Below are 24,376 nucleotides of genomic sequence, written 5' to 3' on the forward strand. Positions count from 1 at the left end.
GCGGCGATGCCACTACAATCGCCGCTTCCGCGTTTCAGCCGGGGCCGCCGGACCGCCATGCCCAGCCAGGACGAGTATTTCGCCGCCGTATTCGACGTCACCCCCGTCGGCATTGCCATTGCCGACGAGCGCGGGCATTACGTCGATGTGAATCCGACCTACTGCAGGATGTTCGGCTACGCGCGCGAGGAACTGATCGGGCAGAGCTTCCGCCTGATCCTGCGCCCCGAGGACCGGCACCTGGAGGCCGACATCCTGCGCATGGCGCTGTCGCACGACCGCAGCGCACCCAACGAATGGCAGGTGCGCACGCGCGACGGCGGCACGCTGACGGTGCGCTCCAGCTTCCGCCCGCTGCAGGCGCCCGACGGCAGCACGCGGGTGGTCACCGCGCTGGCCGACGTCACCGCGCTGTACGACACCATCGACCGCCTGCGCGACAGCGAGCACCGCCTGCAGGAACTCAACGCCGATCTGGAACACCTGGTGGCCGCGCGGACCGCCGAACTGGCCGAGCGCAACCGCGAGTTGAGCGACGCGGTGGCCAAGCTCGAAGCGAGCCGCGCCCGCGTCGAACACCTGGCGCTGCACGACCCGCTGACCGGCCTGCCCAACCGCACCCAGCTGCGCCAGGTACTGGACGAAATGCTGGCGCTGCCGGGCTGCTTCGGCGTGCTGTTCATCGACCTCGACGGCTTCAAGCCGGTCAATGACACCCTCGGCCACGACAGCGGCGACCTCGTGCTGGTCACGGTGGCGCAGCGCCTGCGCGAGGCGCTGCCGGCCGAGTGCTTCGTCGGCCGCCTGGGCGGCGACGAGTTCGTCGCGGTACTGCCGCATACCGACCGCGCCGCCGCGTGCGCGGTGGGCGAAAACCTGATCGCGGCGCTGGCCGCGCCCATCGTCATCGAAGGCGGCGCGCAGTGCCAGCTGGGCGCCAGCATCGGCGTCGCGCTCGGGCCGCAGCACGGGCGCAGCCGCCGCAGCCTGCTCACCGCGGCTGACCGTGCGATGTACGCGGCGAAGCGCAGCGGCAAGGGCCGCGTCGCGGTGGCTGGCGAAGACAGCGCGGCCTCGGCCGCCTAGGGCCTCAACCGGCCCCGCGCGCGCGCTCCACCGCCTCACACTCCGCCCACGGCACGGTGGCGAAAGCCGCCGCCAGGTAATCCAGCAGCACCCTCACCTTCAGCGACAGGTGCTTGCGCGACGGATACACCGCGTGGATGCCGACCTCCACGCCGCCGTATTCCGGCAGCACCCGCAGCAGCCGCCCCGCGGCCAGGTCGTCGCCCACCAGGAAGGTCGGCTGCATCACGATGCCCTGCCCGGCCAGCGCCGCCGCGCGGCAGGTGTCGCCGTTGTTGGCGCGGAAACGCGGCCGGGTCTGCACCTCCTCCTCCACCCCCTGCGGCCCGACGAAGCGCCACACATCGCCGCTCTGCGCATAGCTGTAGGCGATGACGGCGTGGTGGGCGATGTCGGCGAGGCGCTGCGGGGCGGGATGCTGCGCAAGGTAGGCCGGCGCGGCGCACATGACGATGCGGGTGGTGGCGAGCTGGCGCGACACCAGCGACGAATCCTGCAGCCGGGTGATGCGCAGCGCGAGGTCGTAACCCTCATCCACCAGATCCACCATGCGGTCCGACAGGGACACGTCGAGTTCGATGCCGGGATAGCGGGCGAGGAAGTCGCCCCACAGCGGCGCCAGGTAGCGCACGCCGAAGGACAGCGGCGCATTCACCTGCAGGCGGCCGACCGGCTGCCCGGTCACCGCGCCGACCGCGCCGTCGGCTTCGTCCAGATCCGCCAGCAGCTGGCGCGCGCGGGCGTAGTACGCGCGCCCCGCCTCGGTCAGCGACAGGCGCCGCGTGGTGCGCTGGAGCAGGCGCGCGCCGAGCCGGGCTTCCAGGTCCTGCACGCAGCGCGACACCGCGGCCTTGGAAATCCGCAGCGCGTCGCCGGCGCCGACGAAGCTGCCGGCATCGACGACGGCCACGAAGACGCTGAGTTCACGAAACCGATCCATGAAAGATTGTTCTCACCCGTTTGACAGTCTGTCAATTGAAGACGGATTTATCGCCATCCTGGGTTTCAATAAAGTGCCTTCATCGACGCCGGCCCGATGCCGGCGAGGACGCTCACCATGACGACCACGCATCCCGCCCCGCTGCCCACGCTGTTCGTTTCCCACGGCTCGCCGATGTTCGCCCTCAATCCGGGCGAAGCCGGCCCGGTGCTGGCTGCCTTTGCCGCCCGCGTGCCGCGTCCGCGCGCAGTGGTGGCGGTGTCGCCGCACTGGATGACGCGCTCGCCCGAAGTGCTCGCGAGCGCGCAGCCGGCCACGGTGCACGACTTCGGCGGCTTTCCGCGCGAACTGTATGCGCTGGACTACCCGGCGCCCGGCGCGCCCGGTGTCGCCGCCGAAGTCATCGCGCTGCTCGCCGGCCACGGCGTGACGGTGCAAGCCAACGAACTGGCCGGGCGCGACCACGGCACCTGGGTGCCGCTGATGCACCTGTATCCGGACGCCGACGTGCCGGTGATCCAGCTCTCGCAGCCGGCCACGCGCTCGCCGGTGGTGCTGCTGGAACTGGGCCGCGCGCTGGCGCCGCTGCGCGAGCAGGGCATCCTGTTGATGGGTTCGGGCAGCATCACCCACAACCTGTACGAATTCCGCGCGCCGCGCGATCCCGACGACCACTACGCGAGCGAATTCACCGACTGGATGTGGAACACGATCGCGGCCGGTGACCTCGAAGCCTTGCTCGACTACCGCACCCGGGCGCCGCACGCGGTGCGCGCCCACCCCACCGACGAGCACCTGTTGCCGCTGTACTTCGCACTCGGCGCCGCGGGCGCGGACTGGACCCGGGCAACCCGGCTGCCCGGCGGCGTCACCGACGGCGTGCTGGCGATGGACAGCTTCGCGTTCGGCGACGCCACGGCCTGATCAGGAGGACGACCGCATGCACACCCCGCCCGCCCATCCCGCCGCCCGCTACACCGGCACCGCCATCGCGCTGCACTGGCTGATCGCGCTCGCGCTGTTCGCGATCTTCGCGCTGGGCCTCTACATGCACGATCTGCCGCTATCGCCGACCAAGCTCAAGCTCTACTCCTGGCACAAGTGGGCGGGGGTGACGGTGTTCGCGCTGGTGCTGCTGCGGCTGGGCTGGCGCGCCACCCACCCGGCGCCGGCGCTGCCGGCCGCAATGCCGGCCTACCAGCGCGCCGCGGCCGGGGCGATCCACGTGCTGCTCTACGTGCTGATGCTGCTGATCCCGATCAGCGGCTGGCTGATGAGTTCGGCCAAGGGCTTCCAGACGGTGTGGTTCGGCGTGCTGCCGCTGCCCGACCTCGTCGCCAAGGACGCCACGCTCGGTGACCGCCTGCAGACGCTGCACTTCGCGCTCAACATGGTGCTGGCCGGTCTGGTGCTGGGCCATGTCGGTGCCGCACTCAAACACCACTTCATCGACCGCGATGACGTGCTGACGCGGATGCTGCCGCACAAGGCCTGAACGCCGAATCACGCGCTGCCCCGACAACCCATCAGGAAGAAGATCATGCCCCGCTCCCGCCCCGCCGCCCTCGGCCTGCTCGCCGCCAGCCTCGCCCTTTCAACGGCTGCATACGCGGTCGAATTCACCCAGGTGAATGCCGCCGCGAGCCGGGTGGACTTCAGCTACAAGCAGATGGGCGTCGGCATGGACGGCCGCTTCGGCAAGGCGGATTTCCAGCTCGCCTTCGATCCCGCGCGGCCGGAAGCGGGCCGCGCCGCGATCGACATCGACCTAGCCAGCATCGACACCGGCTCGGCCGAGGCGAACGCGGAATCGGCCGCCAAGGCCTGGTTCGACACCGCGCGCCATCCGCGCGCCAGCTTTCGCGCCACCCGGGTGAAGGCGCTCGGCGGCAACCGCTTCGAAGCCGCCGGCACGCTGACGATCAAGGGCCGCAGCCAGGAAGTCACCGCACCCTTCACCTTCAATGCGCAGGGCAACGCCGGCGTGTTCGACGGCAGCTTCGTGCTCCGGCGCAGCGACTTCGGCATCGGCGAGGGCGAATGGGCCGACCCCAGCATCGTCGCCAACGAAATCCTCGTGAAATTCCACGTGCAGGCGGCGGCTCGCTGAGCCCCCGCCGGCCCCGCATTCCCCTTTTCCCCAGCCCCATCCTTCCTACGGAGACGACATGAAGAACACCCTCAAGACCCTCGCCCTCGCCACCCTGTTCGCCGGTTTTGCCGGCAGCGCCGCGGCCGCGCCGGAAAGCTATGTGATCGACAACAGCCACACCTTCCCGCGCTTCTCTTACAGCCACTTCGGCCTGTCCAAGCAGTTGTCGCGCTTCAACAAGACCAGCGGCACCATCGTGCTCGACAAGGCCGCGAAAACCGGCTCGGTCGATGTCACGATCGACATGAAGTCGGTCGACACCGGCTTTGCGCTGTTCGACGAGCACATCCAGGGCGCGGATTTTCTCGATACCGCCAGCCATCCGACCGCGCGCTTCAAGTCCACCAAGGTGCGCTTCGAAGGCGACAAGCCGGTCTCGATCGACGGCGAGCTGACGATCAAGGGCATCACCCGCCCGGTCACGCTGCAGGTCACGTCCTTCCTCAACATGCCGCATCCGATGCTGAACAAGGACGCGATCGGCGCCAACGCCACCACCGTTATCAAGCGCAGCGAATTCAACGCCGGCAAGTACGCCCCCCACGTGGGCGATGAAGTGACGCTGGACATCGCCGTCGAAGCGATCAAGGGCTGATTTCCGCCCCTCTCGCAGCAATCCACACCCGCGGCGGGCCTTTTTGCCCGCCGCGCCTTGTCAGCGGCGAAGACGCTGGGCAAGAATGCGCCGTTGCGCTACCCCTCGGCGCGTTCTCCATAACAACAATGCCCTTCTTCACCCAGCATCCGCTGCGGCAGACGCTCAGCGACGAAGTCCACGCCCGCCCCCACCTTCCGCTCGATACGCCGGAGTTCATCAGCTATCTCGCCTTCCTGCATCACGAGGGCAGCGCCGAACGCGAAGGCGCCCACATCCAGTCGCTGGCCGAGCAGTTCGGGCTGCCACTGCCCGCCACCGACAGCGGCCACCTGTCGCTCGACTGCGGCGGCTTCCGCCTGAAGTGGGAGCGCCACAACGAGTTCTCCAGCTACACCTTCTTCCGCCGCATCTCGCCTGCGGACGTGGGCGACGAACACGCGCTGCTGGCGGTGCCCGCGGCCTGGCGCAAGGACATCCCGGGTCAGCTGATCACTGCCACCCATATCGAACTGCGCAGCGCCAGGGACGTGCCGCCGGACACGGTGATGGTGCAGGTTTCGCCGCGCGGCAAGACGGTCGTCGGCTCGCGCATCGCCGACGGTGCCGGCTGGGTGTTCACCGATTTCCACCTGCATGAGGGCTTCTCGCGCTTCCTGGTGCTGGACGAAGGCCTCACACCGCGCCAGGCCGGCCGCACCGTGCAGCGCCTGGTCGAGATCGAAACCTATCGCGTGATGGCCCTGCTCGCGTTCCCGGTGGCCAAGGAGGTCGGCCGGCTGCTGTCGCGCGCCGAAGACGAACTGGCCGACCTGATGGACCGCATGGGCGAAGCGCGCAACGCGGAAGACGACCGCCAGGTGCTCGGCCGCCTGACCCGCCTCGCCGCCGAGGTCGAGCGCTCGGTCGCGCGCACCACCTTCCGCTTCGGCGCTGCCGGCGCCTATTACCAGCTGGTGCGCCAGCGCATCGACGAACTGCGCGAGGAGCGCCTGGCGGGCATGCCGACGGTGCGCGAGTTCATGGAGCGCCGCCTGACCCCGGCGATCAACACCTGCGCCTCGATCGCCCGCCGCCAGGAAGACCTCTCCAGCCGCATCGCACGCAACTCGCAACTGCTGCGCACGCGGGTGGATATCGAGCTGGAGCGCCAGAACCAGGAACTGCTGGCGCAGATGAACCGGCGCGCCAAGATCCAGCTCCACCTGCAGGAAACCGTGGAAGGCCTGTCGGTGGTGGCGATCACCTACTACGCCTCGCAGCTGGTCAACTACATGGCCAAGGGCGCCAAGCACCTGATCGAGCCGGCCACGCCGGAACTGATCACCGCCGCCTCCATCCCGGTCATCGCCATGCTGGTCGCGCTCGGCCTGCGGCGGATGCGCAAGGCGCTGGCGGCCGAGGACGGCGGCGGGCATTGACGCAGCTTGCTTCTCACTCTTCAAGGCGGTGAGGACGGGGTTTCGGCGAGCATCGCTCGCCGCCGGCCGAACGACAGCGCCTCCTGGCACTGGCTACCGGGCTGGGGTGGGGATGGGATATCGCGGCGCTGCGCCTGACCCCATCCCCCACCTAGCCAGTAGTCTCGGCTGCGCCTCGCCGCTCCGCCGGCATCGAGCAGTGCTCGATGAAACCCCTGCTCCGCCCCCCTTGAAGGGGGAGGAACGTGAATCTCCTGGGCAGTCGTCTCGGATTCGCGTCGCCGCTCCACCGGCATCGAGCAGGGCTTGCCGAAACCCCGGCCAAACCCCCTTGAAGGGAGAGGAGTAAAAGCAGCGCGCTCACCTATAATCGCGTTTTGCTCTCAGAGACCCCTTCCGTGGCCACCCCGCTTTTCGAATCCACCATCAAGAGTCTGCCGCTGCTCGGGCGCGGCAAGGTCCGCGATATCTACGCCGTCGACGCCGACAAGCTGCTGATCGTCACCAGCGACCGGCTGTCCGCCTTCGACGTGATCCTGCCTAACCCGATCCCCGACAAGGGCCGCGTGCTCACCGCGATGGCCAACTTCTGGTTCGCCAAGCTCGGCCACATCGTCCCCAACCAGCTCACCGGCATCGATCCGGAATCGGTGGTCGCCGCCGACGAGCGCGAGCAGGTCAAGGGCCGCGCGCTGGTGGTCAAGCGCCTCAAGCCGCTGCCGATCGAAGCGGTGGTGCGCGGCTACGTCATTGGCTCCGGCTGGAAGGACTACCAGGACACCGGCGCGATCTGCGGCATCGCCTTGCCCGCGGGGCTCAAGCAGGCAGCCAAGCTGCCGGCGCCCATCTTCACCCCGGCCTCCAAGGCAGAAGTCGGCGATCACGACGAGAACATCTCCTTCGCCCAGGCACAGGCCAACTGCGACGCGGTGCTCGCCGAAGCGCTCGCCGGCACCGGCAAGACTGGCGCCGGGCTGGCCGAGGAAGCCCGCCAGGCCGCGATCGCGCTGTACAGCCAGGCAGCCGACTATGCCGCCGGCCGCGGCATCATCATCGCCGACACCAAGTTCGAGTTCGGCATCGATGGCGCCGGCACCCTGCACCTGATCGACGAGGCGCTGACGCCGGATTCGTCCCGTTTCTGGCCGGCCGACAGCTACCGCGAGGGCATCAGCCCGCCGTCCTACGACAAGCAGTACGTGCGCGACTATCTGGAAACGCTGGACTGGAACAAGAAGGCGCCGGGCCCCAACCTGCCCGCCGACGTCGTCGAGCGCACCGCGGCGAAGTACCGCGAAGCCTACGAAAAGCTCACCGGCCTGACGCTGGCCTGAGCCGGCGCACCGCCCGGCCACGCCGCCCGCGCCCTGTGCGCCGGCGGCGTTTTTCATTTCGGCGTGGCGCTCAGTCGTGAAAGGCGAAGGTCCAGCGCTCGGCGCTGAGGTCGCGCTGCCATACGGTGAGGTGAGGCGGCTGGATCAGCAGCGTCCATCCCTGCTGGTTGTTGCGATAGGGCTCGGCGACGGCGCGGAACACCTCCGGGCCCAGCAGCGCCACACACAAGCCGCCCGGGTGTCGCACCGACTCGTAGCGGATTGCCTGCGCCCCGCCTTCGCGCGCGGCGAGCGCCAGCGCCTGCGTCGCGCTGTAGTCGTCCGGATGGGTCCATGCCGCACGCCCGGCCGCGAGCGGCGGCTGCGTCAGATCGAGCGCCGCGTTGGTCGCGGCCCAGAATTCGAACAGCGTGATCGGCACCGCGCGCGGACGTTCGCTCAGGAAGCTGCTGTCGCGCCAGAAACGCAGCCGCCAGTAGCCGCTTTCGGCGCAGGCCGTTTCGCGGCTTTCCGCTCCATAGAACACACCTGGGTCCTCGCGCCGGCGAAAGCGCGATCCGCCGGGCAGCGGCCAGTAGCGGAACGGCGTGGCGAGCAGCCAGTGCAGGCCTTCCGCGGCGGGCGGCAGTTGCGGCTTGTGCGCTTCCAGGATGTCTTCGAGCAGGGTCTGGCGCGCCAGGTCGCCACCGGCCAGCCCCATGGTGGCAACGCGGTGCTGCGCCTCCACCGCACGCCAGCCCGAGCCCGCCCAGGGCCGCAGTTCAGACGCGAGCGCGGTGGGCGTCCAGGTATTCGCAGACATGCAGCAAGCCGTCGATGCGCTTCATCAGTTCGATTGGCGTACGCCCCGCGAATGCCGCGTTGGCCGAGCGCAGCCAGCCGCGCGCCAGTTCGTCGTCGCCGCCGACCAGCGAGAACAGCGAGCGGTAGAGCCGCACCAGATGGACCGACAGCTCCCACTCCTTCGCGGCCTCGCGCAACTGGTAGGCGCCGCGCAACAGCCGCGATGCCGTGGACTGGCTGACGCCGACGATCTGTCCCATCTCGGTCGGCCCGATCCGCAGCCGCGCGGCCGCTTCGGCCACCGCCTGGGTCAGCACCGCCGAGCGCTCCGCCGAAACGGCGGGTGCCTGCTGAAGCATCACATCCTCCGAATTTGTAGCCACACATTCATTCTATAGCATACCTGTGCGCCCGTTGCCGGCGTTTCGACGCCGCCGGCCGTCCAGCTGCGGCCAGCCCGTGGGTAAACCCGGTCGCGAATCCCTGTCGGCTGTTCTAGATTGAGTAGCAACCCGGAGCGCTCCCGCCAGAGGAGCGCGGCGTATTTTTCCCCGCAGGAGGTCGCCATGAACAAGTCCTATCCGGCTCTGGACCACCACTTCCACCTTCCCCACATCCGTGAGGTCGGCGCCTCGCGGCCGCTGTACTGGCTGCGCATGGGCTGGGCCGACCTGCGCGACAACCCGGTGCCCAGTCTCAGCTACGGGGCCGCGCTGGCCGTACTCGGTTACCTGATCCTGGCCTACGCCTCCAACCTGCCGTATCTGTTCACCGCGGCGATTTCCGGCTTCTTCCTGGTCGGACCGATTGCCGCCGCGGGGCTGTACGAGATGTCGCGGCGGCGCGAACGCGGGCTGCGCACCGGCCTGCGCGACTCGCTGATGGGCCTCGGCCGCCACGGCGACACGCTGCTCTACTTCGGACTGGTGCTGGCGGTTGCGCTGATCGGCTGGGAGCGCATCTCGGCAATCCTGTTCGCGCTGTTCTACGACGGCAATGTGCCCGACCTCGGCAACTTCGCCAGCACGGTGTTCCTGTCCGGCGAATACACCCGCTTCGTGATCGCCTATCTGGTCGTCGGCGGCGCACTGGCGGCGACCGTGTTCGCACTGTCGGCGATGGCGATCCCGATGCTGATCGACCGTGAGACCGACACCGTGACCGCCGCGATGACCAGCGCCAAGACGGTGGGCATCAACCCCGCGGCGATGATCGTCTGGGCGGCGATGATCGTGGTGCTGATGGCGATCGGCTTTGCCACGATGATGATTGCGATGGTCGTGCTGCTGCCGCTGGTCGGCCACGCCACCTGGCACGCCTACCGCGACATGGTCGAGTGACCGCACCGGCGCACGTCGCCGCGATTGCTTTTGACCGGGGCGCCCATAGCGGCGCCCTTTGTACTTTTTCGGCACAATAGCCGCCATCACTTGCCATCCGACGCGTCGCCGACGCCATACCGCCATCATGACCGCTGCCGCCAATCCGCTGCTGGACTTCTCAGGCCTGCCCCGCTTCGATGCCGTCCGTCCCGAACACGTCGCGCCCGCCATTCGCAGCCTGCTCGACGAATACCGCGCGCTGATCGAGCGCCTGACCGCCGACCCCGCCGCACCCACCTGGGACAGCTTTGTCGCGCCGATGACCGAAACCGGCGAACGCATGGGGCGCGCTTGGGGCGTGGTCGGCCACCTGCACAGCGTGATGGACGTGCCGGAGTGGCGCGAGGCCTACAACGCGATGCTGCCGGAGGTCTCGCGCTTCTACGCCGAGGTCGGCCAGAACCTGGCGCTGTTCCACAAATACAAGGCACTGCGCGACAGCGCCGAATACGCCACGCTGTCGCCGGCGCGCCGCCGCATCCTGGACAACGAAGTGCGCGACTTCCGCCTGTCCGGCGCGGAACTGCCGGACGAGGTCAAGCCGCGCTTCCAGGCCATCCAGGAAGAACTCTCGCAGCTGGGCGCCAAGTTCTCCGAGAACCTGCTCGACTCCACCAATGCCCACGCGGAGTGGATCACCGACGAGGCCGCACTGGCCGGCATTCCGGAAGATGCGCGCGCTGCGGCACGCGCCGCCGCCGAGAAGGACGGCAAGCCGGGCTGGAAATTCACGCTGCACATGCCGTCCTACCTGCCGGTGCTGCAATACGCCGACAACCGCGAACTGCGCGAACGCATGTACCGCGCCTATGCCACCCGCGCGTCCGAACAGGGCAAGCCCGAATGGGACAACGGTCCGCTGATCGGCAAGATCCTCGCGCTGCGCGAGGAGGAATCCCGCCTGCTCGGCTACAACAGCTTCGCCGAGGTGTCGCTGGTACCCAAGATGGCCGACACGCCGGCGCAGGTGCTCGGTTTCCTGCGCGAACTCGCCGCCAAGGCCAAGCCTTTTGCCGAACGCGACCTCGCCGAACTCAAGGCCTTTGCTGCCGAAGAACTCGGCCTGGATGACCTGCAGCCGTGGGACGCGTCGTGGGTGTCGGAAAAGCTGCGCCAGAAGCGCTACGACTATTCCGACCAGGAGGTGAAGCAATACTTTCCCGAACCCAAGGTGCTCGACGGCCTGTTCGGCGTGGTGCGCCGGCTCTACGGCGTGGACATCCTGCCCGACGAGGCGCCGCGCTGGGACGCGGACGTGCGCTTCTTCCGCATCGAGAAGGAAGGCGACGTCGTCGGCCACTTCTACCTCGACCTGCACGCGCGCGAAACCAAGCGCGGCGGTGCCTGGATGGACTCCGCGCGCAGCCGCCATGTCACCGTCAGCGGCACCGAAACCCCGGTGGCCTACCTGGTGTGCAACTTCCCCGGCCCGGTCAACGGCAAGCCCGCTACCTTCACCCATGACGACGTGCTCACGCTGTTCCACGAGACCGGCCACGGCCTGCACCACCTGCTCACCCGGGTGGACGAACTCGCGGTGTCCGGCATCCACGGCGTCGAATGGGATGCGGTGGAACTGCCCAGCCAGTTCATGGAGAACTTCTGCTGGGAATGGGACGTGCTGCAGGGCATGACCGCTCATGCCGAAACCGGCGAACCGCTGCCGCGCGCGCTCTACGACAAGATGATCGCCGCCAAGAACTTCCAGAGCGGCATGCAGATGGTGCGCCAGCTGGAGTTCTCGATGTTCGACCTGCGCCTGCACGGCGAGGTGGAAGCCAATGGCCAGCCGGTCAGCATGGAGCGCGTGCTCGACCTGCTCGGCGAAGTGCGGCGCGAGGTGGCGGTGCTGATTCCGCCCGCCTGGCACCGCTTCCCCAACAGCTTCTCGCACATCTTCGCCGGCGGCTACGCGGCGGGCTATTACAGCTACAAGTGGGCGGAGGTGCTGTCGGCCGACGCCTTCGAAGCCTTCGAGGAAGCCGGCGCCGGCAAGGGCAGCCTGCTCGACCCGGAAACCGGCGCGCGCTTCTGGCGCGAGATCCTCGCGGTCGGCGGCAGCCGCCCGGCGATCGAATCCTTCAAGGCCTTCCGCGGCCGTGAGCCCCGGGTCGACGCGCTGCTGCGCCACAACGGCATGGTGAGCGCATGACGCGGCGCGCCGTCGCCCTTGCCCTGCTCGCGCTCGGCCTGACGGCCGGCGCGCAGGCACAGACCACCTACCGCTGGGTGGACGAGCACGGCCGGGTGCAGTACTCCGACCAGCCGCCCCCGCCCTCGGTCAAGCGGGTCGACGAAAAGCGTTTTCGCAGCGACGCGGCGCAGACGGTGGACTCCTACGGCGTACGCAGGGCGGCCGAGTCCTTTCCGGTCACGCTCTACACCTCGGACAACTGCACCGACCTCTGCGCCCGGGCGCGCGCCTTCCTGGCCGAGCGCGGCGTGCCCTATACCGAGATGAAGATCGCCACCGAGGCGGACATCAACGCCTACCGCGACCGCTTCGGCACCCCGGACGAAGTGCCGGCGATCACCGTCGGCGCAGTCGCGATCAAGCGTTTCGAACCCGGCGGATGGACGCGCGCGCTCGACAACGCCGGCTACCCCAAAACGCCGATGCCGCGACAGTAAGCCGCCGCCGCGGGGCCGGTCAGCGCGGCATCATCCGCACCCGGCCCAGCTCGGCCAGCGGCCGCGGCATGCCCACGTGGTAACCCTGGGCATAGTCGATGCCGATTTCCTCCAGCGCACGCAGGATGGCCTCGTCCTCCACGAACTCCGCCACCGTGGCCAGCCCCATCGTGTGGCCGATGGTGTTGATCGCCTCCACCATCGCGCGGTCCGACGGATCGCTGACGATGTCGCGGATGAAGCTGCCGTCGATCTTCAGGTAATCCACCGGCAGGTTCTTGAGGTAGGCAAACGACGACAGCCCGCTGCCGAAGTCGTCGAGCGCAAACGCACAGCCCAACCGCTTCACCTCGCCGATGAAGCTCACCACCCGCGACAGGTTGGCGACCGCCGAACTCTCGGTGATCTCGAAGCAGATCGCCCCCGCCGGCAGCGCCGCGCGCGCCAGCCGCGCCCGGATGTCCTCCAGCAGGCGCTCGTCGTTGAGCGAGTTGCCGGACAGGTTGATGCACCAGGTCGCGTCCACGCGGCCGCACTGACGATAGGTGTCGCTGACCCACGCGAGCACGTTGCGGAACACCCAATCGTCGATGCGCGGCATCAGGTTGTAGCGCTCGGCGGCCGGGATGAAACTGCCCGGGCTGACGATGCGGCCCTCCTCTTCCAGCCGCACCAGGATCTCGTAATGGATCGCCCGCCCCGGCTCCAGCGGCACGATGGGCTGCGCGTAGAGGCGCAGGCGGTCGCCTTCGAGCGCATCGTGCAGACGGGACACCCACTGCATCTGGCCATGCTGCTCCATCAGCAGGTCGTCGTCGGGGCGATAGACGTGCACCCGGTTGCGGCCGCCCTCCTTGGCCGCGTAGCAAGCCGCATCCGCCGCGGACAGCAAGCGGCCCATGTGCAGGTCGTTGCCCGCAACCGGCACCAGGCCGATGCTGACGCCGATCGCGAACACCTTGCCCTCCCACGCGAAGCGGAAGTCACGGATCGCCTCGCGCAGGCCTTCGGCCATCTCGGTCGCCTTCTCCACCGGGCAGTTGAAGAAGATCACGCCGAACTCGTCGCCGCCCAGCCGCGCGAGCAGGTCTGCGCTGCGCAAGCGCCCCGACAGCAGCGCGGTGACCTGGCGCAACAGCTCGTCGCCGGCGACATGGCCGCAGGTGTCGTTGACCACCTTGAACTGGTCGAGGTCGAGATAGCACAGCACATGACTGACGCCGCGCGCAGGGGGCCGCTCGATAAGCTCGCCCAGCCGGCGCTCGAACTCGCGCCGGTTGGGCACGCCGGTGAGTGCGTCCTGGCTGGCCTGCAGCGTCAGCTCGCGGGTGAGCTGCAGCGTCACCGTGACGTCGTGGAACACCAGCACCACGCCCATCAGGTAGCCCAGCCGGTTGCGGATCGGCGCCGCGGTGTCCTGCACCGGCACGCGCTCGCCGTCGCGCCGCAGCAGCAGGCCGTGTTCGCTGCGGCGGATCTCGCGGCCGTGCGCCAGTACCGTGCGCACCGGGTTCTCCAGCACCGCGCCGGTGCCCTCGTCTTCGAGCCGGTAGATCGCCGCGATGTTGTGGCCGCGCGCCTCCTCGCTGGTCCAGCCGGTCAGCTGCTCCGCGGTGGGATTGAGGTATTGCACCAGCCCGGCCTCGTCCGTGGTGATCACGCCGTCGCCGATCGAGGCCAGCGTCACCTGCGCCAGATCGCGCTCGCGCTGCAACTGCTCTTCCATCGAGCGGCGATCGGTCACATCGCGCACCAGCCCGGTAAACAGCAACTCCCCGGCGTGCGCGCTCTCGCTCACCGAGACCTCCAGCACGCGGGGCGGCGCGCCGCGCCGGTGCAGGCGCAGTTCGGTCTTGTCGCCCGCCACCATCAGTCTGCGCAGCTGGTGCTCGGGCACCACCTGGCCGTCGCCAAGCAGGCGTGAAATCGGCAGCCCGATCGCCTGCCCCGCCGCCACGCCGAAGAGCTTCTCGGCGCCGGGATTGAGGCTGCGCAGCAGTCCTTCGCGGTTGAAGGTGATGATGCCGTCGCGCACGTCACGGATGATGTTGCGGGTCTGCGCCACCGCGCGCTCCAGCGCATCCATCACCCGGTTGTAGCTGGCAGCGATCTGGCCGACTTCGGTGAAGGGTTCGACCGGCACCCGCACCGCGAGCTGGCCGGTGCGCTCCTGCACCTCCATCGCCTCCAGCAGGTCGAGCAGCTCGGTGCGGGCACCGTGCTCGGACACGTTGAGCCCGAGCGTCTCGTGCTCCGGCGTCACCCGCAGCGGCAACAGGCGGTCGAGGCATTTCAGCAGCAGCCAGGCCACGCCGAACGACCAGGTGCCGCAGGCGACGACACCGACGAACTGGACGAAGAACTGCTCGCCCGCGCCCAGCCCGGTCCCCAAGGCCGCCGGATCGCCGAACAGGGCCACCGCCAGCGTGCCCCACACCCCCGCGGCCAGGTGGGCCGGGATCGCCCCCACCGCGTCGTCGATGCGCCGGTGCAGCAGCCACTCGTTGCACAGGATCATCACCAGCGCACCGCCCCCGCCGACCAGCAGCGCTTCGGCCGCGCTGAAGGCATGGGCGCCCGCGGTGACCGCGACCAGGCCGGCGATGGTGCCGTTGAGCGTCTGCACCACGTCGGCGTAGCCGCGCATCCACCAGCTTGCGGCCAGTGCGGCAAGCACGCCCGCCACCGCCCCCAGCAAGGTATTGACCAGCACCCCCGGCACACGCGCATCCAGCGCGAGCGTGCTGCCGCCGTTGAAACCGAACCAGCCGAACAGCAGCAGCATCGCCCCCAGCATCGACAGCGGCAGGTTGCCGCCCGAAATCGGCTGCACCCCGCCTGCATCGAAACGCCCCCGGCGCGGCCCGATGATCAGCACCGCGGCGAGCGACACCCAGCCGCCCACGCTGTGCACCGCGGTCGAGCCGGCAAAATCGACGAAGCCTATCGCGGCCAGCCAGCCCGGCGCACCGCCGAGGCCTCCGCCCCAGGCCCAGTGGCCGAACACCGGGTAGATCAGCCCGCCGACCAGCGCCGCCACCGCGAGATAGGCGGCGAAGCGCATGCGCTCCGCCACCGCGCCCGAGACGATCGTGGCCGCGGTGGAGCAGAACACCGCCTGGAACAGGAAGAAGGCCGCGAGCGCGCCCGGCGCGCCCTGCCCGACCGGGGCCATGAAACGATCAGTGCCGATCAGGCCCGCGGCGGAAGCCCCGAACATCAGCCCGAAGCCGAACAGCCAGTACAGCGCCACGGCGACGGCGAAGTCGACCAGGTTCTTGAGCGCCACGTTCACCGCGTTCTTGCTGCGGGTCAGGCCCGACTCCAGGCACAGGAAGCCCGCCTGCATCAGGAACACCAGCCCTGAACACAGGACGACCCAGAGGATGTCGATATCGGCTGCGTGCATGCGACGACCCGTCAATCCGGCGGCGGCGCCTTCCGCCCCAAAGCGGAAGCGCCCGCACGACGCATCGCACCAGCAGCGTGCATCGTCGGCGCAAATCGGGCGTTCCGCGCAGATGCAAGGATGGGAAGCAAGATCGGCGCCACTTTGCTGCAGCGCAGCGAACCCCGGTCGGACTCCAGCCGCGGCGGGTTCCTGCCCGCCACTTCACGGCACCCGCCCGGTCGCTGCCCGGCGCACGGAGCGGCCGCGGGTTGCGCTACTATCCGGGCCATTCCGGAATCCGCCGCCCGGGGCCGCCCGCCCAGGCGCGGCGGCCCGCCCTCGATCGGAACCCCTGATGAAAATCGCTACCTGGAACGTCAACTCCCTCAAGGTCCGCCTGCCCCACGTCCTCGACTGGCTGGCGGCGAACCAGCCCGATGCGCTCTGCCTGCAGGAGCTGAAGCTCGAAGACAAGGGCTTTCCGGTCGCCGAACTGCAGACCGCGGGCTACAACGCCGTCTTCAACGGCCAGAAGACCTATAACGGCGTCGCCATCCTCAGCCCGCACCCGCTGGAAGACGTGGTGCGCGACATCCCCGGCTTTTCGGACGAACAGAAGCGCATCATCGCGGCCACGGTGAACGGCGTGCGCATCGTCTGCGGCTACTTTCCCAACGGCCAGGCGGTGGGCTCGGACAAGTTCGAATACAAGCTGCGCTGGCTGGGGGCGCTGACCGAATGGCTGCGCGCGGAACTCACGGCGCATCCGCGGCTGGTGCTGGGGGGCGACTTCAACATCGCCCCGGAAGACCGCGACGCGCACCCCGACTGGAAGGACGAGATCCACGTCTCGGCGCCGGAGCGCGCCGCCTTCACCGCGCTGACCGCGCTCGGACTGGTCGATGCGTTCCGCCTCTACGACCAGCCGGAGCGGGCGTTCTCGTGGTGGGACTACCGCATGGGCGCATTCCGGCGCAATTTCGGCCTGCGCATCGACCACCTGCTGGTATCGCCCGCGCTGCAGCCGGCGTGCCGGGCCTGCACGGTGGACAAGGCCCCGCGCAAGCTGGAGCGCCCGTCCGACCATGCCCCGGTCGTGCTCGACCTGGAAGTCTGAGCCGCGTGCGACAGGCGGACACCGGCGTCGTGCTCGCCCACGGTAAGTGGGACCGGCGCCCGTTCGCCATCGACGCCCTCGCGACACCGCTTGCAACGGCGGGCTACGCCAGCGCCACGCCGGAATTGCCGTGGTCGCTGCGCAGGCTGTACGACGCCTCCTTCGACACCGCGCTCGACGAACTCCACGCCGCCGTTGCGGGCCTGCGCGATGCGGGATGCAACCGTGTGCTGCTGGTCGGCCACAGCCTGGGGGCGAACGCGGCCGTGGCCTGCGCCGCACGCGGCGCGCGGATCGACGGGCTGGTGGTGCTGGCGCCCGGCCATCTGCCCGAACGGCTGCACGCGGAAGGGGTCACCACCGCCGCGCTGCAGGACGCGCGTGCGGCACTGGCCGCGGGCGAGCGCAGCCGTCGCGTGCTTGTCGACAGTTTCCAGGGCGTGCCGCGCCGGCTGCGCATCGACCCGGCCCACTACCTGACTTACTTCGACCCCGCCGGCGCGGCGGTACTGCCGGCGAACTGCGCGCGGCTGCCGGAAATGCCAGTGCTGTGGATGGTGGGGCGCGCCGATCCCCACGCCACCCTCGGCCCGGCCTACGCCTACGATCGTGCGCCCCGTCATCCCCTCAGCCGCTATGTGGAGATCGGCGCCGACCACATCGGCACCCCCGCCGCAGCCGCCCCGCTCGTGCTCGAATGGCTGCAGCGCCACTTTCACTAAGACGGCGACCGCGATGAACGACAGCCCCAGACTCGAAGCCCGCTACCCGGTGATCGCTGCCCTCTCACCTGCTGCGCACGCCCGGCTGGCGGCGTCCGCGCGCTGGATGGACGTGCCCGCCGGCGCGGTGCTGTTCGACGAACGTCAGGCCTGCGAAGGCTTTCCCTTTGTCATCGAGGGTTCGGTGCGGGTGGTGAAATGCGCCCCCAACGGACGCGAGCTGCCGCTGTATCGGGTCAGTGCGGGCGAAACCTGCATCATCTCGTCCTCCTGCCTGCTCGGGCACGAGGACTACAACGCGCGCGGCGTCGCGGAAACCCCGACCCGCCTGATGCTGCTGCCGAAGCCGGTATTCGACGAACTGCTCGCCGACCCGGCCTTCCGGCATTTCGTGTTCCATCTGTTCGCCGAGCGGATCGCCGACCTGATGCAGTTGATCGAGGAAGTGGCCTTCCATCGGCTCGACCAGCGCCTTGCCGCGCTGTTGCTGGGCAAGGGCCGCACGCTGCATGTGACGCACCAGCACCTCGCGGACGAACTGGGCAGCGTGCGCGAGATCGTCAGCCGCCTGCTGAAGGGCTTCGCCGCGCAGGGGCTGGTGAGGCTGGCGCGCGAACAGATCGAGGTTCTGGACCCGGCGCGCCTGCGCCAACTGGCGGCCGGCGAGGAGCGCGGCGGCCCCACACCGCCCGCTGTGTAACCGAGGTTACAGACGCCGCCCCGTCGTCCCTGCTGCAATGGCGCCACCTGTTATCGAAGGAGAACGCCATGAAAGCCAACGTCGGTGGTATCGACAAGATCCTGCGCATCCTCGCAGGCCTCGCACTCGTCGCCTGGGCCGCGCTCGGTGGTCCGGTGTGGGCGTGGATCGGCATCGTTCCGCTCGCCACCGGGTTGATGGGGTGGTGCCCGCTGTATCCGCTGCTGGGCATCAGCACCTGCCCGCTGAAGAAGTCCTGAGCCTTACCCGCAGCAACACGGCCGGCACCCGCGCAAGCGGCTGCCGGCCGCGCGTTCATCAGCCGGCGCGCGCGGCGGCGACGTGGTTGGCGATGGCGACAAACTCCGCCACCGACAGCCGCTCGCCGCGCAGACCGGGGTCCAGCCCGAGCGCGGCAAAGTCGGCTTCGCCGAGGAAATCCTTCAGCGTATTGCGCAGCGTCTTGCGGCGCTGGCCGAACGCGGCAGTGACGATCTGACCCAGCAGCGCCTCGTCGCGCGCGCCCAGCTCTTCGGGCGGCAAGGGGGCCATCCGCACGATACTCGACATCACCTTGGGCGCCGGCCGGAACGCACCGGGCGGCACGTCGAACACCCGCGCCATCCGGAAGCGGTATTGCAGCATCACCGACAGGCGGCCGTATTCCTCGGTGCCGGGCTCCGCCACCATGCGCATCACCACCTCCTTCTGCAGCATGAAGGTCATGTCCTTCACCCGGTCGGCGAACGTGGACAGGTGGAACAGGATGGGCGTGGAGATGTTGTAGGGCAGGTTGCCGACCACGCGCAGCGGGCTGCCGAGGCTGCCGAAATCAAACTTCAGCGCGTCGCCCTCGTGGATCGTGAGCTGCTCCGGCGTCCAGGTTTCGCGCAGGCGGGCGATCAGGTCGCGGTCGATCTCGACCACGTTGAGATGCCCGAGGCGCTCGATCAGCGGCGTGGTCATCGCGCCGAGACCCGGGCCGATCTCGACCATGATGTCGCCCTCCCTTGGGCGGATCGCGTCGATGATGCGGCGGATGATGTTGGGGTCGGACAGGAAGTTCTGGCCGAAGCGCTTTCTGGCGCGGTGGCCGTCGGTTTCGCGGTCTTGCATGAAATTCCTCGAACGCCGCTCAGCGCGGCTGGCGGGCACGGGCCTCGGCCATCGACACGGCCAGCTCGACCGCGGCGTACAGGCTGCCGGGGTCGGCGCGACCGCTGCCGGCAAGGTCGAGCGCCGTGCCGTGGTCGACCGAAGTGCGGATCACCGGCAGACCGAGCGTGACGTTGACGCCGCCGCCAAAGCTGGCGTGCTTGAGCACCGGCAGGCCCTGGTCGTGATACATCGCCAGCACCGCGTCGCCGTGCGCCAGCGTGTGCGGCACGAACAGGGTGTCGGCCGGCAGCGGGCCGACGAGTTGCAGGCCTTCGGCGCGCAGGCGGTCCAGTACCGGGGTGATGACCTCGATTTCCTCGCGCCCCATGTGACCGCCCTCGCCCGCGTGCGGGTTGAGGCCCGCCACCAGGATGCGCGGCGCGGCGATGCCGAAGCGTTGCACCAGGTCGGCGTGAAGGATGCGCAGCGTCTGTTCGACCACCGGCCGCGTGATCGCCGCCGGCACCGCGGCCAGTGGCAGATGCGTGGTGGCGAGCGCGACGCGCATGCCGCCGCCGACCAGCATCATCACGACCAGCGGCGTCGCGGTATGTTCGGCGAGATATTCGGTATGACCGGAGAACGCGATACCGGACTCGCAGATCACGCCCTTGTGCACCGGCGCGGTGACCATGCCGGCAAACTCGCCGCCGACGCAGCCGGCGAGCGCACGGTCGAGCAGCGCCAGCACGTAGCGTGCGTTGCCCACCGCCAGGTGACCCGCATCGCTCCGTTCGGCGAGTGGAATGTGGAGCACCTCGAGCGCGCCGGCGGCCGGGGCCTGGCCGCGGCTGTAGTGCCGGACCGCTATCGGGCTGCCCGCCGCCGCAGCGCGCGCGGCGATGAGGTCGGCGTCGCCCAGCACGACCAGTCGCGCCGGCCAGTCGCGCGCAAGCAGCCGCGCACACAGTTCGGGCCCGACGCCGGCGGGTTCGCCGCTGGTGACGGCCAGGACCGGAAGCGCGGCCATGGGATCAGTCGTTTTCGAGGCGGTATTCGACGTAGGTGCTGTCGCGCAGCTGGCGCACCCAGTCTTCGTAAGCCTCTTCGGCCTTGCGTTCGCGCAGGATGTTGCGGGCTGCCATGCGCTTGCGCTCGTCGGTGACGTCCTGCTGGCGCCGTTCGAGCACCTGGATCAGATGCCAGCCGAACGGCGAACGCACCGGAGGGCTGACCTCGCCCGGCTTCAGCACGTTCATCGCGCGCTCGAACTCGGGCACCGTATCGCCCGGATTGACCCAGCCCAGGTCGCCGCCCTTGGCCGCGGAGAGATCGGCGGAACTGGCCTTCGCCAGCTCGCCGAAGTCGGCCCCGCCGGCGACGACCCGTTCGCGCAACCCGAGCAGGCGCGCTTCGGCCTCGGCGTCGGACAGCACCGCGGAGGTCTTGATCAGGATGTGGCGGGCGCGGGTCTGCTCCAGGCGCTGCGGTCCGGCCGCGGCGCCACCGCGGCGGTCGACCAGCTTGACCAGGTGCAGGCCGGCGGCGCTGCGCATCAGCGGCGACAGCTCACCCGGACGGAGGTCGCGCACCGCGTCGGAATACAGCGCGGGCAGGCGGTCGCGCTGGCGCCAGCCGAGGTCGCCGCCGCTGATGCCGTCCGGCGCATCCGACGAATCGGCCGCCACACGCGCGAAGTCCTCGCCATTGCGCAGCCGGTTGATCACGGTGTCGGCGCGCTGGCGCAGGCGGTCGATCTGCTCCGGCGTGGCCCCTTCGGGCGCCCGCAGCAGGATGTGGGCGACGTGGAATTCCTCACCCGAAAAGGCGTCGGGGTTGGACGTCAGGAAGTTGTCGACCTCGGCGTCGGTCACGACGATCTTGGCGTCGACTTCGCGTTCGCGCAGGCGGGACAGCAGGATTTCGGTGCGGATCTCGTTGCGGAAGCGGTCCCAGGCCACGCCGTCGCGCTCGAGCGCTGCGCGCAGCTGGATGGTGTTCATCTTGTTGTTTTCGGCGATACGGCCGATCGCCCGCTCGAGCGTGGCGTCGTCCACCCGCAGCGAGCTGTCGCGCGCGAGCTGCAGTTGCGCGCGCTCGACGATCAGGCGCTCGAGAAGCTGGCGTTCGAGCACGTCGGCGGGCGGCAGCTGGACGCCCTGGCGCTGCAGCTGGCGGGTGGTCTGGTCGACGCGGTCGCGCAGTTGCACCGCGGTGATCACTTCGTTGTTGACCACCGCGATGATGCGGTCGACTGCAACCGGCTGGACCGCGGCCCGCACCGGCAGCGCGAGCGCGCTGCAGGCAACCAGGGCGACGAAAAGGGAACGCGGGCGAAGCGGGAATCGATTCATGAGCTTGGTCAGGCAGATGGAGGCGCGTGCTGCGTCATTCGATGCCGAACACGCGGTTGGCGGCGGGGTCGTTGATCTTGCCATAGCCCGGCACGCTGCGCTTGATCAGGTTGACCGGGCTGGAGCCGATGCTGGCGAGGTCGTTGAGTTCGAGCTGGATGAACACCGCCTTGGTGACATCGTTGGGGTCGGTCGCGAAGCGGTGCATCGCCACGCGCGCAACCCAGCAGCCGCCGTCGTACTCGATGCCGGCAATCGCCTCGGTCAGGCGGTCGTCCTTAAGCGAATGCGTCAGCCGGCCGACGCCGTACCAGCCGCCGCCCAGCGGCCACTGGCCGGAGACGTTCACGTCGCGCAGACCGATCGTGCCGTCCGGGCTGACCAGGCTGCGGGCGTAGCGGTAACCCAGGTTGAGCGCCTTGGCGAACTCGGGCTGGTAGCGGAAGGTGAAGTTGAAGCGTTCGGTCTCGTTGTCTTCCGGGTTGTACTGCAGCAGCGTATCGACGGTGCTGTAGCGCGTGATGCGTCCGCTGAAACCGCCGAGCACGTCGGTGCGGCGGCTGGTGCGCAGGGCCTCGCCGGCGGTGACGCGCTGGTCCTCGAAGTAGTAGCGCTGGCCGACCAGCGCGCGCATGCGCTCGGAACCGGTTTCGGGGTCGATCAGCCGGGTGGTGACTGCGGCGGTGAGCTGGTTCGCGTCGCCGATGCGGTCGCCCCCGGTGTAGCGGTTCTCGGCAAAGATCTGCGCGAAGCCGAAGTCGTAGCGGCTGGTGTCGAACAGCGGGATGTCGTCCTGGCGGCGGTAGGGCACGTTCAGGTAGTACAGCCGCGGCTCCAGGGTCTGCGTGAAGGCGGTGCCGAAGAACTGCGTGTCGCGCTCGAAGGTGACGCCCGAATCGACCGAGAAGATCGGCACGGTACGCGTGATCGAGGTGCGCGCATCGGTGAGGCCCGCGACCGGTTCGTCGAGGTCGTAGCGGGTGTAGTGGACGCCGACCTTGGGCGTCACGTAAAACCCGGCGCGCTGCATCGGCAGCGACAGCTGCGGATAGGCGGTGAAGCGGTTGCCCTCCGGATGATCCTCGTCCGGGTGGGCGAACTGCACGTATTCGCCGTGCCAGTTGAACGTGAGACCGGCGGGCAGATCGGGGCGGCTGGCGGTGGTCAGCAGTTGCGGCACGCGACGGTAGGGCGTGGTCACCGGATTGTCCGGATCAGAGTTCAGCGTCTGGTAGCTCTGGACCAGTGCCGAGGCGCTCCACCACGGGCTGCCGACATACACCAGACGCCCTTCGCGCAGCAGATTGACGCGGGAGGCAACCGACACGCGCGAACTCAGATCCTCGAAGTAGTCGTCGTCGGACACGCCGTTGATGTCGAGCGAGCCATACAGCGAAGAGGTGATCTGCTGGCGGTGCTGCAAGGAGCCCAGCGTGCGCTGCTCGCCGGTGATGCGATCGCGGCCCAGCCATTCGGCCCGCACTTCGCCGGCGTAGGAGTCGCCCAGATAGCGGAATTCACCGCCCAACTGCAGGCCACGGCGCCCCATGTAGCGCGGGGTGATGGTGGCGTCGTAGTTCGGCGCGATGTTCCAGTAATACGGGACGGTGAGGTCAAGACCGGTCTTGTTGGACGAACCGATCGTGGGCGGCAGCACGCCCGACTGGCGCTGGCCCACCAGCGGGAACTCGGCCCACGGCATCCAGAAGAACGGCACATCCTTGAACACCACGGTGCCGCCCTTGGCGACGCCGATCTCGCGATCGTAATCGAGCTGCAGGTCGCGCGCCTTGATGTACCAGTCGGGATCGTCCACCGAACAGGTGCTCCAGGTGGCGTTCTCCAGCCGGTACTGGTTCTCGCCTTCGAAATGGAGCACGTCCGCGTGACCGCCGCCAGATACCTGGCGCGGCGGGTCTCCGGGTTCCAGCCCCGCCTTGGTGCGGGTGATCTCGTAGCGCGGCGACTGGAAGTCGCCGGTGCGCTCACCCACGACGAGGCTGGCGGACGGGCCTGAGATCACGTCCGGCCCCTGGCGCAGGCGCACATTGCCCTCGGCCAGCGCCTCGTCCGTGGGTTCGCGGTAGGTCAGCGCGTCGGCGGTCAGCAGGATGTCGTCGCGCTGCAGCTCGGCATCGCCCTCGGCGACCAGTTCCACCGACCGGGTGCCACGGATGCGCAGTGCGCGAACCTCGGTGGAGCCGGGCTTGCGCGCCGTCGCGTCGGCCGGGCTTGCGGACCCAGCCGGGGCGGCGGAAGCGGGCGCCGCCGCGGCGGGCGATGCCTGACCGGTAGCCGCGGCCGGCCGGGCCGGCGCCATCGGCACCTGCGCGGCGGGCGAGGACGGTTCGACCGGGCGGACCTCCACCGGCGAGGTTACGTCGCGCACGGTGCGCCCCGGCGTGGCGGCGGCAGGCGCCGGCGTCGGAGCGGCACTGGCACCGGCCGCCCCGCGCACGAGGTCGGGCGACACCACCAGGGCGGGCATGCCGGCCGCAAACGCGGAGCCCGACATCCAGCACAACAGCAGCGGAATCAAACGCATCCGCGTATTCAAACCCTTGTCCGGCAAAGCAATCCCCCAGGCGGCCCGCGGCGCCGCTCCAATAGCGCCATGGTCATGGGCCGCCCCTGCGGACGGCCGTGTTGATAAACTCGCGGATTCTACAC

The 24,376-nt window shown here is 69.2% G+C and carries 22 protein-coding genes; 14 read left to right on the forward strand and 8 right to left on the reverse strand.

The window, feature by feature from the left end; translation table 11 throughout:
- Positions 1-57 precede the first annotated feature (57 nt).
- Positions 58-1,086, forward strand: coding sequence for a sensor domain-containing protein (locus tag dqs_RS14815; RefSeq protein ID WP_065340964.1), 1,029 nt, complete (start codon positions 58-60; stop codon positions 1,084-1,086).
- A gap of 4 nt (positions 1,087-1,090) precedes the next feature.
- On the opposite strand, the gene dqs_RS14820 is transcribed toward dqs_RS14815, so the two are convergent.
- Entirely contained in the window at positions 1,091-2,026 is a 936-nt protein-coding gene (locus dqs_RS14820; RefSeq protein WP_065340965.1) for a LysR family transcriptional regulator, read from the reverse strand.
- A 117-nt stretch (positions 2,027-2,143) separates the two neighbouring features.
- Between dqs_RS14820 and dqs_RS14825 the strand changes: the two genes are divergently transcribed.
- The 6 genes from dqs_RS14825 (at position 2,144) to dqs_RS14850 (ending at position 7,528) form a co-directional block, all read left to right on the forward strand.
- Positions 2,144-2,950, forward strand: a complete 807-nt coding sequence (locus dqs_RS14825; protein WP_065340966.1) for a DODA-type extradiol aromatic ring-opening family dioxygenase — start codon at positions 2,144-2,146, stop codon at positions 2,948-2,950.
- A 16-nt stretch (positions 2,951-2,966) separates the two neighbouring features.
- Positions 2,967-3,521 (forward strand): cytochrome b, encoded by a 555-nt coding sequence (locus dqs_RS14830; protein ID WP_011766595.1) that lies wholly within the window; start codon positions 2,967-2,969, stop codon positions 3,519-3,521.
- Between the two features lie 45 nt (positions 3,522-3,566).
- Positions 3,567-4,136 (forward strand): YceI family protein, encoded by a 570-nt coding sequence (locus dqs_RS14835; RefSeq protein ID WP_011766596.1) that lies wholly within the window; start codon positions 3,567-3,569, stop codon positions 4,134-4,136.
- A 58-nt stretch (positions 4,137-4,194) separates the two neighbouring features.
- Complete coding sequence (locus dqs_RS14840; protein ID WP_065340967.1) at positions 4,195-4,773, forward strand: YceI family protein; 579 nt, start codon at positions 4,195-4,197, stop codon at positions 4,771-4,773.
- Between the two features lie 128 nt (positions 4,774-4,901).
- Positions 4,902-6,194 (forward strand): DUF3422 family protein, encoded by a 1,293-nt coding sequence (locus tag dqs_RS14845; RefSeq protein ID WP_065340968.1) that lies wholly within the window; start codon positions 4,902-4,904, stop codon positions 6,192-6,194.
- Between the two features lie 398 nt (positions 6,195-6,592).
- Positions 6,593-7,528, forward strand: a complete 936-nt coding sequence (locus tag dqs_RS14850) for a phosphoribosylaminoimidazolesuccinocarboxamide synthase (protein ID WP_065340969.1) — start codon at positions 6,593-6,595, stop codon at positions 7,526-7,528.
- 70 nt (positions 7,529-7,598) lie between these two features.
- Here dqs_RS14850 and dqs_RS14855 read toward each other — a convergent pair whose 3' ends face one another.
- The gene (locus dqs_RS14855) at positions 7,599-8,330 is read right to left on the reverse strand and encodes an RES family NAD+ phosphorylase (RefSeq protein WP_065340970.1); all 732 of its coding nucleotides are present in this window, start codon (positions 8,328-8,330) and stop codon (positions 7,599-7,601) included.
- Positions 8,290-8,670: an MbcA/ParS/Xre antitoxin family protein gene (locus dqs_RS14860; RefSeq protein WP_065340971.1), complete on the reverse strand. Its 381-nt coding sequence runs from the start codon at positions 8,668-8,670 to the stop codon at positions 8,290-8,292. The genes dqs_RS14855 and dqs_RS14860 overlap by 41 nt, the downstream gene beginning before the upstream one ends.
- A gap of 207 nt (positions 8,671-8,877) precedes the next feature.
- Between dqs_RS14860 and dqs_RS14865 the strand changes: the two genes are divergently transcribed.
- From dqs_RS14865 to dqs_RS14875, 3 genes are all read left to right on the forward strand, one after another.
- Entirely contained in the window at positions 8,878-9,651 is a 774-nt protein-coding gene (locus dqs_RS14865) for a DUF2189 domain-containing protein (protein WP_011766602.1), read from the forward strand.
- A 127-nt stretch (positions 9,652-9,778) separates the two neighbouring features.
- Complete coding sequence (locus dqs_RS14870; protein WP_065340972.1) at positions 9,779-11,845, forward strand: M3 family metallopeptidase; 2,067 nt, start codon at positions 9,779-9,781, stop codon at positions 11,843-11,845.
- Positions 11,842-12,324 carry a glutaredoxin family protein gene (locus dqs_RS14875; RefSeq protein ID WP_011766604.1) on the forward strand — a complete coding sequence of 161 codons (483 nt, stop codon included), beginning with the start codon at positions 11,842-11,844 and terminating at the stop codon, positions 12,322-12,324. The genes dqs_RS14870 and dqs_RS14875 overlap by 4 nt, the downstream gene beginning before the upstream one ends.
- A 19-nt stretch (positions 12,325-12,343) precedes the next feature.
- Here the strand turns inward: dqs_RS14875 and amt are convergent, their stop codons facing one another.
- Positions 12,344-15,733, reverse strand: coding sequence for an ammonium transporter (amt, locus tag dqs_RS14880; RefSeq protein WP_065340973.1), 3,390 nt, complete (start codon positions 15,731-15,733; stop codon positions 12,344-12,346).
- A gap of 337 nt (positions 15,734-16,070) precedes the next feature.
- On the opposite strand from amt, the gene xth reads away from it, so the two are divergent.
- The 4 genes from xth (at position 16,071) to dqs_RS14900 (ending at position 18,514) form a co-directional block, all read left to right on the forward strand.
- On the forward strand, positions 16,071-16,832 hold the full coding sequence (xth, locus tag dqs_RS14885) for an exodeoxyribonuclease III (protein WP_065340974.1): 762 nt from the start codon (positions 16,071-16,073) through the stop codon (positions 16,830-16,832).
- Between the two features lie 5 nt (positions 16,833-16,837).
- Positions 16,838-17,554, forward strand: coding sequence for an alpha/beta fold hydrolase (locus dqs_RS14890; RefSeq protein ID WP_065340975.1), 717 nt, complete (start codon positions 16,838-16,840; stop codon positions 17,552-17,554).
- A gap of 13 nt (positions 17,555-17,567) precedes the next feature.
- A complete protein-coding gene (locus tag dqs_RS14895) occupies positions 17,568-18,254 on the forward strand; it encodes a Crp/Fnr family transcriptional regulator (RefSeq protein WP_011766608.1) in 687 nt (228 codons plus the stop codon).
- A gap of 68 nt (positions 18,255-18,322) precedes the next feature.
- Positions 18,323-18,514 carry a YgaP family membrane protein gene (locus dqs_RS14900; protein ID WP_011766609.1) on the forward strand — a complete coding sequence of 64 codons (192 nt, stop codon included), beginning with the start codon at positions 18,323-18,325 and terminating at the stop codon, positions 18,512-18,514.
- 58 nt (positions 18,515-18,572) lie between these two features.
- On the opposite strand, the gene rsmA is transcribed toward dqs_RS14900, so the two are convergent.
- Genes rsmA through dqs_RS14920 form a run of 4 tightly spaced genes read right to left on the reverse strand, consistent with a single transcriptional unit; the run spans position 18,573 to position 24,251 of the window.
- On the reverse strand, positions 18,573-19,370 hold the full coding sequence (rsmA, locus tag dqs_RS14905; RefSeq protein WP_065340976.1) for a 16S rRNA (adenine(1518)-N(6)/adenine(1519)-N(6))-dimethyltransferase RsmA: 798 nt from the start codon (positions 19,368-19,370) through the stop codon (positions 18,573-18,575).
- Between the two features lie 19 nt (positions 19,371-19,389).
- Entirely contained in the window at positions 19,390-20,382 is a 993-nt protein-coding gene (pdxA, locus tag dqs_RS14910) for a 4-hydroxythreonine-4-phosphate dehydrogenase PdxA (protein WP_065340977.1), read from the reverse strand.
- Positions 20,383-20,386: 4 nt separating this feature from the next.
- A complete protein-coding gene (locus dqs_RS14915; protein WP_065340978.1) occupies positions 20,387-21,706 on the reverse strand; it encodes a peptidylprolyl isomerase in 1,320 nt (439 codons plus the stop codon).
- Positions 21,707-21,740: 34 nt separating this feature from the next.
- Positions 21,741-24,251 carry an LPS-assembly protein LptD gene (locus dqs_RS14920; RefSeq protein ID WP_236778689.1) on the reverse strand — a complete coding sequence of 837 codons (2,511 nt, stop codon included), beginning with the start codon at positions 24,249-24,251 and terminating at the stop codon, positions 21,741-21,743.
- Positions 24,252-24,376 lie beyond the last annotated feature (125 nt).

The organism is Azoarcus olearius, assembly GCF_001682385.1.
Lineage (GTDB): Bacteria > Pseudomonadota > Gammaproteobacteria > Burkholderiales > Rhodocyclaceae > Azoarcus > Azoarcus olearius.